This window comes from Arthrobacter sp. Soc17.1.1.1 (assembly GCF_036867195.1).
GTDB lineage: Bacteria > Actinomycetota > Actinomycetes > Actinomycetales > Micrococcaceae > Arthrobacter_D.
Genome location: NZ_JBAJII010000001.1, coordinates 691,052 through 703,626 on the forward strand (window position 1 = coordinate 691,052; position 12,575 = coordinate 703,626).

Genomic DNA, 12,575 nt, shown 5'->3' on the forward strand with positions numbered 1-12,575 from the left:
GGTCCCCGTCATCCCCACCGCGGGCGAGAAGCGGCATCACCAGGTGCTCATCATCGGTGGCGGCAACGCAGGCGTGTCCCTTGCGGGACGCCTCCGCCGCTACCGGGTGAAGGACATCGCGGTGATCGAACCGCGGAGCCGGCACCTCTACCAGCCCCTGTTCTCGCACATCGCCGGAGGAACGGCCGACGCCCTCGAGGCCGTGCGGCTGCAGTCCGCGGTGACGCCCAAGGGGGTCACCTGGATCCAGGACAAGGCCACCGATGTCAGCACGGAGTCCCGGACGGTGCTGCTCGAGTCGGGCTCGGCCGTCACGTACGACCACCTCGTGATCTGCCCCGGCATCCAGAACGACTGGACGGCCATCCCCGGCCTGAAGGAGGCGATGGAAGGGCCGTACGGCGCCTCGAACTACGAGTACGAGCTCGCACCGAAGGCCTGGAAGCTCTTCCGGGACCTGACCCACGGCACCGTCGTCTTCACGCAGCCGCCGGGACCGGCATCGTGCGACGGCGCCGCGCAGAAACCCATGTACCTCGCGTGCGACCACTGGCAGCGCCAGGGCGTCCTGAAGGACATCCGGGTGGTCCTCGCCGTGTCCACACCGACGATCTTCGGCATGGAGCTGATCGACGAGGAACTGGGCCGGAAGATCGACGAGTACGGCATCGAGGTCCGGTACAGCACCGAGCTCGCCTCCGTGGATCCCGAGGGCCGCACGGTAGACCTGAAGAACACCGTCACCGGCGCGTCCGAGACCCTCGGGTACGACGTCCTCCACGCGGTGCCGCCGCAGTCTGCACCGGAGTGGCTGAAGACCACGGACCTGCCGGCGGCCGGCAACCCCGGAGGCTTCGTCGAGGTGGACCCCGTCATCCTCCGGCACACGCGCTTCCCCGCCATCTGGTCGCTGGGCGATGCCGCCTCGACCCTCAACTCGAAGTCGGGCGCCGCCCTGCGGATGCAGACGAAAGTGCTCGCGAAGAACCTGAGAGCCGTGCTGAAGGGGAAGAAGCCCACCGCCGAGTACAACCACTACTCGGCGTGCCCCTTCGTGGTCAGCCGGAACACCGTCGTCTTCTCGGAGTTCGACGACAAGTACTCGCCCATGCCCACCATCCCCGGCTGGAACAACCTCGCGAAGGAGCGGCGCCTCACCTTCATCGCCGAGCGCGTCATCCTCCCGAAGGTCTACTGGAACCTCATCCTCCGCGGCAGGGCATAGGGCTGCAGCGCGGCAGGATGCAGGCGCATCCGCAGGCGCGGACCGATCATCCGCCGAGCTGGAACAGCGAGTCCTCGACGGCTTGCGTGATCTCGTGGATCAGCTCCGTCTGCTCGGCCTCGTCGCCGTCACCCACGGCCTCCGTGTAGATCACCAACGCCACGGTGGTGCCCTGAAAGGTCAGGAGAGCGGCGTCATGGAGGTCGTCCTCCACCTGCCCGTATTTGTGCTGCACCAGGATGTCGGGGCGTGAACCGGCCGGGATGAGGGCCTCGTCGTTGGTGTCCTGCATGTAGCCGAGGAGTTCGGCGGTGTCCGCCTCGTCGAGCAGTTCCCCCGCCGAGAGGTCGCGCAGCACGAGGGCCATGTCCGCGGCGGTGAGAAGGTTCTCCTCCGGGTCGTAGTCGATCCCCAGGGATGCGGCGTACGCAGTGAGCTGCGGGTATCCCACCGCGTCCATGAGCAGGAGCCAGGCGTCGTTGCTGCTGTTGTTGACCATGGCCTCGAGCTGGAAGGCGGCGTCGTAGTCGCCCAGCGCGTCATCGAGGCTCGCTTCTCCCTGCTCCACGAGATGGTAGAAAGCAGCCGCGGTGATGATCTTGGCCGTGCTCGCGGCGAAGAACCGGCCCTCGTCCCCGAACGTCCGGGCGGCACCACGGGGCACGTCCGAGAGCGCGACCCCCACCCGGTAGTCCCCGGCGTCATCGAGGATGGCTGTGATCGCCTCCTCGAGAGATGCCGGTGCCGCCGCGACGGGAGCCGTCGGAACGGTCGAGGGCCCGTTGGAGTCGAGCGGCGCATCGACCGCCGGCCGGGGGACGGCGACGGCGACCAGGGCTGCGAGCAGAAGACCAGCGGCGATCCACAGGGTCCTCCTGCGGCGCACGCGGCGTGAGGGCCGGCGGCGCGCAGGACGCTGCTTCCGCGAGTCGGCAGTGCCGGTCATCGCTGCCGGCCTCCTTCCCGCATGCTGCTGAGTGATTGCGCCGACCCCCCCCGCCTGCCAGCGGGTGGCCTACCGAGGCCGCCCCCGCCCTCCTCAGCCTAGTGAATGCACGGTGACGTGGCCCGCCGACGCGGCGATATCCGCGCACGGAGCTTCACCGACCGTTCATCCTCCATTGTGGGCCCCGTCTGGTGGGGGCTGTTGGATCGGGGAGGTGCCTCGATCGCGCACCTCCCCTTCCGAAAGGATCCCCATGCCGTACCGCCCCAGCAGTACCTTCCAGCGCGCCGCAGCTGTAGGCGTCGGTCTCTCCCTGCTCGCCGTCCCGGCACCGGCAGCGCCGGTCGTCAGCGCGTCGGATGCCCGGGCAGCAGCCAAGAGACCCACCACGGGCCCCATCCTCGTGGGGCACCGCGGTGCCGGCGGCACGGCACCCGAGAACACCGTGGCGGCGTTCCTGGACGGCCGGGCGTCCGGTGCGGACTTCATCGAGATCGACGTGCAGCTCAGCGCCGACGGTGTCCCCTTCCTCTTCCACGACGACACCCCCGCCCGCACCACCGACGTGGAGGACGTCTTCCCGGGCCGTGCCTCCGACCCCATCACGTCCTTCACCTGGGCCGAACTGCAGCAGCTCGACGCCGGCTCGTACTTCGACCGGCGCTTCGTGGGGGAGCGGATCCCGCACCTCGACGACGCCGCCGCCGTCGCGGCGGGCGCCGCCGGCGTGTACATCGAGATCAAGTCGCCCTGGAATTCCCCGGGCATCGAGGAGGTCGTGGCCTCGGAGCTGCGGAACGATCCCGCGTGGCGGACGCTGGTCGAAGCCCGCCGGGTCCAGGTGATCGGTTTCGACGAGGCCTCCAACCGGAGGTTCGCCGCGCTCGCACCCGACGTCCTGCTCCAGCAGCTCACGTGGATGATCCCGGGGCCCGAGGTCCTGGCCGAATGGGCGGCCTTCGTCGACTCGGTGGGCGCGTACTACCGCGGCCTCGCCCCGCAGGAGGTCGCGCGGGTCAAGGACGCCGGGCTGATGATGAGTGTCTACACCGTCAACTCGCCCGAGGACGTGCAGGCCGTCGTGGACCTCGGTGTCGACGCCGTCACCACCGACTTCCCGATCCAGAACGGCCGGCACCTCCGCGGACTCCCCGCCTTCCCGGAGGCGACCGTCGAGATCGGCGGTGCCGTCAACGACCCCGCGGGCGACGACGTCGCGTTCGGAGCCGGCGAGTACGTCACCCTGCGCAACGTGTCGGGTTCGGCCGTCGACGTCAGCGGGTACTTCCTCCGCGACGCCACCAACAGCATCCTCCGGGTAGGGGAGGGCTACGTGCTGCTGCCCGGCGCCGAACTCCGCGTCCATGCCGGCGCCGGGACCGATTCGCCCACGGACTGCTTCAACGGGCTCGCTTCGCCCGTTCTGGCCGACACGGGCACCTCCCTCGGACTGTGGACGCCGGACCTGCGCCTCGTGGACGTCTTCGCGAACTAGTCCGGCGGAGCGCCCGGCCGCGCCGTCGCCCCCTTGTCGCTGTCACAGGACAGGTCTAGACTCGAATAATCAACCGGTTAGTTGATCAACGAGGAGGTGGATCATGCGGGATGACGATCTCGATGCCGCCTTCTCGGCGCTCGCCGATCCGGCCCGCAGGGCCATCGTCGCGCGGCTGTCGCGCAGCTCGGCCACCGTGAACGAACTGGCGGAACCCTTCACCATCACCAAGCAGGCCGTCTCGAAGCACATCCAGGTGCTCGAGCAGGCAGGCCTGATCACGCGTACCCGGGACGGGCAACGCCGTCCCTGTCACCTCGACCCCGCCGCCCTCGAGGCGCTGACCGGCTGGATCGACACCTACCGCCTCGAGGCCGAGCGGCAGTACCGCAGGCTCGACGGCGTCCTCGCAACCCTGAAGGACCAGCACAGCAAGGATCAGCCATGAGCAATCCCACCACCATCACGGCCGAGCCCGGCCAGCAGTACGTGGACATCGTCCGGGAGTTCGACGCCCCCCGGGACCTGGTGTTCCGTGCCTTCACGGAACCGGACCTCGTCCGCCAGTGGCTCGGACCCCACCGCATCACCACGGACATCCGTGAGTTCTCCGCCGTCACCGGCGGCGCCTACTCGTACGTCCACCGCGACGACGACGGCGGCGCCTACGGATTCCGTGGCATCTTCCACACCGTGATCGCGCCCGAGCGGATCATCCAGACCTTCGAGTTCGACGGCGCACCCCACCACGTGAGCCTCGAGAGCATGACGTTCGAGGATCTGGGGGACGGCCGGACGAGGTGTTCGGGCCGGTCGGTGTTCCTCACCGGCGAGACCCGCGACGCGATGATCAGCAGCGGCATGGAGGTCGGCGTGAACGAGGGCTACGAACGCCTCGACGCGGTCCTGGCGTCACTCGCCGTCGCGAGCTGACGCCCGGGTCCGCGACCCGGCATGGGTCCCGGACGCGGACGCATGTCATGGGCCGGACCCTTGTCCGGCCCATGACCGCCCCGTAGCATCCGGTCATGGAGATCATCGAGTACCACCCGCGGCGTGACCAACTCGTGTACACCTTCGGCGGCAGCGCCCCCGTGCTGACCGTCCGGCCCGGTACGGCGCTCAGGCTCTGGTCCGAGGACGCCTTCAACAACGCGCTCACCTCGGTGGACGACGTCTCCGGGGAGAAGGTCGACCTCGCCTTCGTCAACCCGCAGACCGGACCGTTCTACGTGGAGGGCGCCGAGCCAGGGGACACGCTCGCACTCCACGTCGTCGACCTCACGCCGGCGCGCTCCTACGGGGCTTCGGCCACCATCCCGTTCTTCGGCGGGCTCACCAGCACCGACCGCACCGCCACCCTGCAGGAGCCACTGCCGGACATCACCTGGATCTACCACGTCGACACCGAGCGGCGGACCGTCGGATTCCAGTCGAGGCTCGGTGACTTCGAGGTCGCGCTGCCGCTCGAGCCGATGCTCGGCACCATCGGCGTCGCGCCTCCGGGTGGTGAGGTCCGCTCGGCCCTCGTGCCCGAACGGTTCGGCGGCAACATGGACGCGCCGGATGTGAAGCCCGGCACCACCGTGTACCTCGGGGTCAACGTCGAGGGTGCGCTGTTCTCCATCGGCGACGGCCACTACCGCCAGGGGGAGGGCGAGGCCTGCGGCACCGCCGTCGAGGGCGCCATGCACTCGACCATCATCGTCGAACTCATCAAGGGCGGCGCCCCGGGCTGGCCGCGGCTCGAGACCGACTACCACTGGATGGCGGTCGGCTCCTCGCGCCCCATGGAGGATTCGTGGCGCATCGGGCAGCTGGAGATGATCCGCTGGTTCAGCGATCTCTTCGGGCTGCACCATCTCGACGCCTACCAGCTCCTCACCCAGACGGCCCTCGCACCGATAGCGAACGCCGTCGACGCCAACTACAGCGTCATCGTGAAGGCGCCCAAGGCACTCTTCCCCGCCGTCGACGCCTACGGCGGACTCCACGCGCATCTCCGGCGGCAGGCCGCAGAGCTGCGCTGAGCCGCGCCGGCCGCGTCCAGGCCTGGGATCCTCCGCCGTCCCACCTGACACTCCGCCCCGGAACAACCCGCCCCGACCGAAGGACACCGATGGACCTGCACCTCAACGGCTCGACCGCACTCGTCACCGGCGGAACGAAGGGCATCGGCCGCGCGATCGTCGAGTCCTTCGCCGCCGAGGGCGCGAATGTCGCCTTCTGCGCCCGTTCCGCCGATGAGGTCGGGGCGACGGAGGCGGCACTCGCCCCCTCGCCCGGTCGCGTCACGGGCTACGTGCTCGACGTCGGCGACGGCCCGGCGGTGCGCGCCTGGGTCGACGCCGTGGCCGGGGACTTCGGCGGGATCGATGCCGTCGTGAGCAACGTCAGCGCCCTCGCGATCGCGGATACGCCGGAGAACTGGGAGGCGAGCCTGCGGGTGGACCTCCTCGGGACGGTGAATCTCGTCAAGGCGTCACTGCCGCACCTCGGACGCAGCAGGATCCCGTCGATCACCGCCATCTCGAGCGTCTCCGGCCGGGAGGTGGACTTCGCGTCCGGCCCGTACGGCACCGTGAAGACCGCACTCATCGGCTACATGGCGGGCCTGGCGTTCCAGCTCGCCGGGCAGGGGATCCGCGCCAACACCGTCTCGCCGGGCAACACCTACCACGCCGGCGGCGTGTGGGAAGGCATCGAGCAGGGGAACCCGGAACTCTTCGCGACAGCGATGGGGCTCAACCCGACGGGCCGCATGGGCACACCGCAGGAGGTGGCCGACGCCGTCGTGTTCCTCGCCAGTCCCCGCTCCAGCCGCACCACCGGCGCCAACATCCTGATCGACGGCGCCCTCACGCGGGGCATCCAGCTCTAGGAGCCTGCCCCCGCGGTGGCTCCTGGTGCTCCGCCGGACGACGAAGGGCGCCGGATGATCCGGCGCCCTTCGCGTGCATCAGCCGTGGCAGGCCGCTACTTGGACAGGAAGCGGAGGAGGATCTCGTTGACCTCGGCACCGTGGGTCCACAGCAGGCCGTGCGGTGCGCCCTCGATCTCCACGTATTCGGCCGACGGCAGGCGCTTGGCGAACTCGCGACCGGTCGAGTCGATCGGCAGGATGCGGTCCTCCGTGCCGTGGACGATGAGGGACGGCACGGTCACCTTCTCGACATCGGAGCGGAAATCGGTCAGCCAGCTGTCGACGACGGCGAAGGACGCGTACCAGGACGACCCTGCGGCGACGTTCCAGGCGTTCTGCAGCGCCTCCTCGCTGAGCCGGTTCCCGAGGAAGGCATCCGTGTTGAAGAAGTCCTTGTAGAAGTTGCTGAACCAGGCGTAGCGGTCCTCGATCGCGGCGCTGCGGATGCCGTCGAACACGGTGGAGGGCACGCCCGTCGGATTGTCGTCGGTCTGGAGCAGGAAGGGCTCGAGCGAGCCGAGGAATGCGGCCTTGGCGACGCGCGCCTCACCGTAGGTGCCGATGTAGCGGCCCACCTCGCCGGTGCCCATCGAGAAGCCGACGAGGACGACGTCGTTCAGGTCGAGGGTCTCGAGCACGGTGTTCAGATCCGCGGCGAAGGTGTCGTAGTCGTAGCCCGTGGTGGGCTTGCCGGACTTGCCGAAGCCCCGGCGGTCGTAGGTGATGACCCGGTGGCCGGCGTTCAGGAGGGCGGCGGTCTGCTTCTCCCAGGAGCCGCCGTCGAGGGGATAGCCGTGGATCAGGACGACGGGCTGGCCCGTGCCGTGGTCCTCGTAGTAGAGCTCGATGTCCGTGCTGTTCTCGGTGCCGACCTTGATGAAACCCATGACCTGGTCCTTTCCTCGAGCGGTGAGAACGGTCGTTCTCGCCTGCTGGTCACAGCGTATAGAACGATCGTTCTCTTTTCAAGTAGAATGGACGGATGGATCCCATGGAGACGCGTACCCGCATCGTCGCGACCGCCGACGAGCTGTACAACGCACGGGGCATCCAGGCCGTGGGCATGGATGAGCTGCGCTCGGCAGCCGGCGTCTCGCTCAAGAAGCTCTACCAGGAGTTCCCGTCGAAGAGCAGCATCGTCATGGCGGTGCTGGAGCGGCGCCACCGGTCATGGGCGGAAGGGCTGGAGGCGGCGGTCCGCCGGGTTCCCGGACCCCGCGAGCGCCTGCTCGCGATCTTCGACTACCTCGCGCAGTGGTTCTGCGAGGACTCGTTCCGCGGGTGCGGCTTCATCAACAGCTTCGCCGAGGTCGGTGCGGTGGACCCCGAGGTGGCCCGGTACGCGCGAGAGCACAAGGCGTCGTTCCAGGAGTACGTCGGAGCGCTGGCGGATGAGGCGGGCGCACCGGCGTTCCTCGCCCCGCAGCTCTCGATCCTCGCCGAGGGGGCCCAGACGACGGCAGCGATCGCGGGGACGGCCGACGCCGCACAGCAGGCGCGGCGCGCGGCCGAGGTGCTGATCGACGCCGCGCTCGGAGCCAGGGCCGGCAGGGCCGCCTAGCCCACCAGGTCCCGGTACTCCGGGTGCTCGTCGATGAACGCCGCGACGAACTCGCACTGCGGCACCACGGTGAGCTTCTGGTCCCGGGCGTCGTCGAGGGCGTGGCGGATCAGTGTGCTGCCGATGCCGTGACCCTCCATGTCCTCGTCGACCACGGTGTGCGTGAAGACGATGGTGTCGCCGGAGCGTTCATAGGCCGCGATGCCTGCGGATTCGCCGTCGAGGGTGGCGATGTAGCGGCTTCTGCCCTCGTTGTTGCTGACCTGGACGTCGCCGCCTCCGGTGTTCTCGGTGCTCATGGTGCCACTCTGGCATCCGGTGCGGAGACCGGTCAACGGAGCCCGTCGGCCTGCACCCCGCCCTCCCGGAGCACTAGTGTGCGGGGGCGGTCCGGTCTGCCGTGCTGCTGTCCCGCAGCCAGGCGAGGGCTTCGGTCTCCGACGTGAAGTAGCGGGTGACCGTGGGGGAGCGGTGGGAGAAGCCCGACATCACTTCGTCGACGGCGTCGGCACCGACGAGCGCCACCCGCGTGAAGCCCCGGTAGGACGCCATGCCCACGCGTGCCTCCGGGGTGATGCCGGAGATGCCGTGCATGTGGACGAGGAGCGGCAGGTGGGTGGGTCCGTGGAATTCGGCCAGCGCGCGGGCGGCGGCGACGGCGGCCGCATGCGTGATCTCGACACCGCGGTTCCACCGCAGGCGGAGGATCCCCTTGTCGAGGTGCGCGCTGAAGAGGTCCATCCGGGTCCTTCACGGGAGAGGCATGGGCAATGCCTTGCAGCGTAGCAAGGACCTCCCCCGACATCGGCCACCGGTCCCCGGGTGCCCGCCCTCGGCAGCGGCAGGCGTGCAGGATGTAGCGTCTGCTGCATGACACTGAGCATTCTGGTGACAGGGGCGAGCCGCGGGATCGGTGCGGCCATCGCACGGGAGTTGGCGGGACGGGGTCACCGGATCGCGGTGCATGCCGGACGGGACGCCTCGGCGGCAGGGCTGGTCCGCGACGGTCTTCCCGGTGCCGGACACGTGGTCGTCGTCGGTGATGTGGCGGATCCGGAGGCGTGCCGGCGGATCGTCGACGACGCGGTGGATCACCTCGGCGGTCTCGACGTCCTGGTGAACAATGCCGGCATCTTCGAGGCACACCCCATCGCGACGACGTCCTACGGGGACTGGCAGCAGGCGTGGCAGCGCACCCTCGACGTGAATCTGCTGGGCCCCGCGAACCTGGCCTGGCTGGTGACCCGCCACCTCCTGGACCGGCCGGCAGGCCCGGAGGGTGGTCGGCTGGTCTCGGTCGGCTCGCGCGGTGCCTACCGCGGCGAACCCGTCACCCCGGCCTATGGGGCCGGCAAGGCGGGACTGCATGCGATGACGCAGTCCCTCGCCGTCGGTCTCGCCCCGCACGGCATCTTCGCGGCGGCAGTGGCACCGGGTTTCGTGGAGACGGACATGGGCAGGACCGTCCTCGACGGACCCGGGGGCGACGCGGTGCGGGCGCAGAGCCCCTTCGACCGGGTCGCGACGCCGGAGGAGATCGCGCAGGCCGTCGCCTGGCTCGCCATCGATGCCCCGGTATGGGTGAGCGGCACGGTGGTGGACGCGAACGGGGCGTCCTACCTCCGGTAGTCGGGGCCTGCGCCGGCGGCTGAACATCCCACCACCGGTGGCCATCGCCCGCGCGGGAGGACTAGCGTCGGGGAGGAGGTATCCGTCGAACAGAAGGAGTTCCCATGTCACGCGTAGCTATCATCGGTGGGCACGGCAAAGTAGCACTGCATCTCGCGAAGATCCTGAGCAGCCAGGGCCACCAGGTCAGCTCGATCTTCCGCAACCAGGACCATTCGGCAGATGTGGAGCAGGCGGGCGCCACTCCTGTGGTGGCCGACGTGTCCGAGCTGTCGGTGGAGCAGATGGCCGAGGCCTTCCGCGGACAGGACGCCGTCGTCTGGTCGGCCGGCGCAGGCGGCAGCAGCGTCGAGGCCACCTACGCGGTGGACCGGGACGCGGCGATCCGTTCGATCGATGCTGCGGAAGCGGCGTCGGTGGGCCGCTATGTCATGGTGTCCTACCTCGGCTCCCGGAAGGATCACGGCGTGCCCGAGGACAACGGCTTCTTCCACTACGCAGAGGCCAAGGCCGCGGCCGACGAGCACCTGCGCAACTCCGGGCTCGCCTGGACCATCCTCGGCCCGGGGTCGCTGACCACCGAGCCCGGCACCGGCAGGATCGAGGTCTCCGACGAGCCCCGGCAGGACTCCGTGACCCGCGAGGACGTGGCCCAGGTGGCGGCCGTCGTCCTCGGCGAACTCGGGACAGTCGACAGGACGATCCGGTTCAACAACGGCGAGACGCCGATCGCGGACGCCATCCAGGCCTCCCTCTAGGATCTCCCGGCATCACCGGGCGGCGTCCCTCGGGGCGCCGCCCGTCGGGACCTACAGCCCCTCGGCCGCGTGGAACGTCCGGAGCGCCTCGACGACGAGCCTGTGGTCCTCGAGCTGCGGCAGGCCGGACACCGTCACGGTCGCCACGGGACCGACGCCCCTGATGTAGAACGGGAACGAGCCGCCGTGGGCGGCGTACGTCGCGGAGTCGAACATCGGGTTGTCGTCGATCCGGCCACCGTTGCGACGCGCCCGCAGGCCGACGAGCAGCGACGGCACGGAGTACCGCTCCGCCGTGCGGCTCTTCGCGTCCAGCCAGAAGTCGTTGTCCGGTGTGGCGCCCTCGAGTGCGGCCCGGAACAGGATGTGGTTCGGCTTGCAGATACTGACGGCGATCGGGAGGTTGCGCCCCACGCCCAGCTGGACGAGCAACTGCCCGAGGGCGACGGCGTCGTCGTTGGTGAACCGCGTGAACTGGAGTTCGGCGACCTCGCCTTCGATCTTCGCTATGAGCGCCTCGAGTGCATCGGCAGGTTGGTCGCTGCCGCCGTCGGGGTCGAACGGACGGATGACTGTCGAAGGGGCATCATTGCTCATTGCACAAATCTACGCGGTGACCGGGCTGGGGAGGAATCGGATCCCCGCCCCACACCGCCGGATCTTGACAGCGGCGCGCCGTTCGGGAGGCGGTCACAGCCCGGGTGCGCAGGGTCCCGATCCGAGGAGGGCCAGTCCGGCGCGGTCCCCCTGGCCGAAGGTCGTCTGGCCGAGGTTCTCGGCGTACATGAGTTCGTCCGGGTCGTCCACGTGGTCGAGCCCGACGACGTGCGCGAGCTCGTGCATGATCGTCGCCTTCACGTAGGTGCGGCCGTCCGGGAAGAGCAGGGTGTCGGCGGCGTCGGGTGCGTCGAGCTGCACCTGCCCGCCGACGTAGACGAGGGGCTGTCCCGGCGTGCGGGCGTAGTCGCTGCCGCCGAGCCCGGCGACGTCGCCCGCGAGGGCCGGGATCTCGGCGGGACTCGTCCAGGTGATCAGGACCGGCACCCAGGTCTTCCCGTACAGCTCCGGCTGGTAGAGGTCGCGTTCCTCGCTCGGTCCCTCCGACGTGGTGCCGTCGTCCACGAACTGCAGCCCTGTCGCTGCCGACACCTCCGCGACGGCCTCCTGCACCAGGCCCTCCGACCCGGCAGGGGCGTTGTCCGGCCGCACCACGAAGTGCACGGGCCGGCAGGGGTCGTAGCCGATCCACTCCTGCTCCTCGATCGGCGACTCGAGGAGCCGGTACGCCGTGGACGGCGGTACGGGGGGCGGGGTACCGAGCGGCACCGGACCGGCCTCGACGCCGCGGGGCGGCACGTTGGCACCGGGCAGGTACGGCAGGGCGGCCGGGAGCACGAAACGGTCGAACAGTGACGGCGTCGCATACAGGAGGACGACGAGCGCGAGGACGGCGACGGTCGAGAGGCGCAGCGGGATCCGGCCCGACGGCGAACGGCCCACCGCGGGCTGGTCGCCCCGCTCGTGGAACCACTCGCGATCCTGTGTCCCCATGTCCTGTGCTGCCCCTCCACCCGATGTCCGTGCGTCCATCGTGCTCCGTCATCCGGTGCTTCAGCTACCGCCCGGTGTGTCCTTGGGCAATGCTGCGCGAAGGCTGCCGGTTGCGGGGGCGGAGTGGAGCACGGAGAGCCCAGCACGCACCATGCGGTCATCGAGCGCGGACGACGCCGGCAGGGCGTCGGCCAGGGCGTCGGCCAGGCGGGACGCGCCCTGCGGCGTCCGGGCATGCACCTCGGCCAGGGCGGACCAGAGCTGCCCGACCGTGTCGCAGGCGGTGCTGCTGCCCGTGCGGCCCGCGACCACCCAGCCCGTCCCGGCGACCCGCACCACGGGCGCACCCGGCAGGGTGGACACGATCGTGGTGACGGCCTGCGCCACGAGCAGCAGGTCGCGCGTCGTCCGGACCGGCCCGAGGACCGGGTCCGCGACGACGGTGCGGCCGCACGCGCCGCACATCAGGCGTCCGGCCAGCGGGCCG

At 69.9% G+C, this 12,575-nt stretch carries 16 protein-coding genes; 9 read left to right on the forward strand and 7 right to left on the reverse strand.

Going from position 1 to position 12,575, the window contains the following annotated elements; genetic code table 11:
* Positions 1-10 precede the first annotated feature (10 nt).
* Positions 11-1,225, forward strand: coding sequence for an NAD(P)/FAD-dependent oxidoreductase (locus V6S67_RS03240; RefSeq protein ID WP_334211508.1), 1,215 nt, complete (start codon positions 11-13; stop codon positions 1,223-1,225).
* Between the two features lie 46 nt (positions 1,226-1,271).
* Here the strand turns inward: V6S67_RS03240 and V6S67_RS03245 are convergent, their stop codons facing one another.
* A complete protein-coding gene (locus V6S67_RS03245; protein WP_334208872.1) occupies positions 1,272-2,171 on the reverse strand; it encodes a serine hydrolase in 900 nt (299 codons plus the stop codon).
* A gap of 253 nt (positions 2,172-2,424) precedes the next feature.
* Between V6S67_RS03245 and V6S67_RS03250 the strand changes: the two genes are divergently transcribed.
* The 5 genes from V6S67_RS03250 (at position 2,425) to V6S67_RS03270 (ending at position 6,547) form a co-directional block, all read left to right on the forward strand.
* Positions 2,425-3,666, forward strand: coding sequence for a glycerophosphodiester phosphodiesterase family protein (locus V6S67_RS03250; RefSeq protein ID WP_334208873.1), 1,242 nt, complete (start codon positions 2,425-2,427; stop codon positions 3,664-3,666).
* Positions 3,667-3,769: 103 nt separating this feature from the next.
* Positions 3,770-4,114 (forward strand): ArsR/SmtB family transcription factor, encoded by a 345-nt coding sequence (locus V6S67_RS03255; RefSeq protein WP_334208874.1) that lies wholly within the window; start codon positions 3,770-3,772, stop codon positions 4,112-4,114.
* Entirely contained in the window at positions 4,111-4,599 is a 489-nt protein-coding gene (locus tag V6S67_RS03260) for an SRPBCC family protein (RefSeq protein WP_334208875.1), read from the forward strand. The genes V6S67_RS03255 and V6S67_RS03260 overlap by 4 nt, the downstream gene beginning before the upstream one ends.
* Before the next feature lie 95 nt (positions 4,600-4,694).
* Positions 4,695-5,696, forward strand: a complete 1,002-nt coding sequence (locus V6S67_RS03265; RefSeq protein WP_334208876.1) for an acetamidase/formamidase family protein — start codon at positions 4,695-4,697, stop codon at positions 5,694-5,696.
* An 89-nt stretch (positions 5,697-5,785) separates the two neighbouring features.
* Positions 5,786-6,547, forward strand: coding sequence for an SDR family NAD(P)-dependent oxidoreductase (locus V6S67_RS03270; RefSeq protein WP_334208877.1), 762 nt, complete (start codon positions 5,786-5,788; stop codon positions 6,545-6,547).
* A 95-nt stretch (positions 6,548-6,642) separates the two neighbouring features.
* Here the strand turns inward: V6S67_RS03270 and V6S67_RS03275 are convergent, their stop codons facing one another.
* Positions 6,643-7,476 (reverse strand): alpha/beta fold hydrolase, encoded by an 834-nt coding sequence (locus V6S67_RS03275; RefSeq protein ID WP_334208878.1) that lies wholly within the window; start codon positions 7,474-7,476, stop codon positions 6,643-6,645.
* A gap of 95 nt (positions 7,477-7,571) precedes the next feature.
* On the opposite strand from V6S67_RS03275, the gene V6S67_RS03280 reads away from it, so the two are divergent.
* Positions 7,572-8,150, forward strand: a complete 579-nt coding sequence (locus V6S67_RS03280; RefSeq protein ID WP_334208879.1) for a TetR/AcrR family transcriptional regulator — start codon at positions 7,572-7,574, stop codon at positions 8,148-8,150.
* Here the strand turns inward: V6S67_RS03280 and V6S67_RS03285 are convergent.
* Together V6S67_RS03285 and V6S67_RS03290 are read right to left on the reverse strand one after the other, a co-directional pair.
* Positions 8,147-8,449 carry a GNAT family N-acetyltransferase gene (locus V6S67_RS03285; protein ID WP_334208880.1) on the reverse strand — a complete coding sequence of 101 codons (303 nt, stop codon included), beginning with the start codon at positions 8,447-8,449 and terminating at the stop codon, positions 8,147-8,149. The genes V6S67_RS03280 and V6S67_RS03285 overlap by 4 nt on opposite strands.
* A 73-nt stretch (positions 8,450-8,522) precedes the next feature.
* On the reverse strand, positions 8,523-8,891 hold the full coding sequence (locus V6S67_RS03290) for an STAS/SEC14 domain-containing protein (protein ID WP_334208881.1): 369 nt from the start codon (positions 8,889-8,891) through the stop codon (positions 8,523-8,525).
* Between the two features lie 129 nt (positions 8,892-9,020).
* On the opposite strand from V6S67_RS03290, the gene V6S67_RS03295 reads away from it, so the two are divergent.
* Positions 9,021-9,779, forward strand: coding sequence for an SDR family NAD(P)-dependent oxidoreductase (locus tag V6S67_RS03295; RefSeq protein ID WP_334208882.1), 759 nt, complete (start codon positions 9,021-9,023; stop codon positions 9,777-9,779).
* Between the two features lie 104 nt (positions 9,780-9,883).
* Positions 9,884-10,537 carry an SDR family oxidoreductase gene (locus V6S67_RS03300; protein WP_334208883.1) on the forward strand — a complete coding sequence of 218 codons (654 nt, stop codon included), beginning with the start codon at positions 9,884-9,886 and terminating at the stop codon, positions 10,535-10,537.
* A 51-nt stretch (positions 10,538-10,588) separates the two neighbouring features.
* Here the strand turns inward: V6S67_RS03300 and V6S67_RS03305 are convergent, their stop codons facing one another.
* The 3 genes from V6S67_RS03305 to V6S67_RS03315 all read right to left on the reverse strand — a co-directional run bounded on the left by V6S67_RS03305 (position 10,589) and on the right by V6S67_RS03315 (position 12,553).
* Positions 10,589-11,134 carry a heme-degrading domain-containing protein gene (locus V6S67_RS03305; RefSeq protein WP_334208884.1) on the reverse strand — a complete coding sequence of 182 codons (546 nt, stop codon included), beginning with the start codon at positions 11,132-11,134 and terminating at the stop codon, positions 10,589-10,591.
* A gap of 93 nt (positions 11,135-11,227) precedes the next feature.
* Positions 11,228-12,088 carry a peptidase gene (locus V6S67_RS03310; protein WP_334208885.1) on the reverse strand — a complete coding sequence of 287 codons (861 nt, stop codon included), beginning with the start codon at positions 12,086-12,088 and terminating at the stop codon, positions 11,228-11,230.
* A gap of 60 nt (positions 12,089-12,148) precedes the next feature.
* Positions 12,149-12,553, reverse strand: coding sequence for a hypothetical protein (locus tag V6S67_RS03315; protein WP_334208886.1), 405 nt, complete (start codon positions 12,551-12,553; stop codon positions 12,149-12,151).
* Positions 12,554-12,575 lie beyond the last annotated feature (22 nt).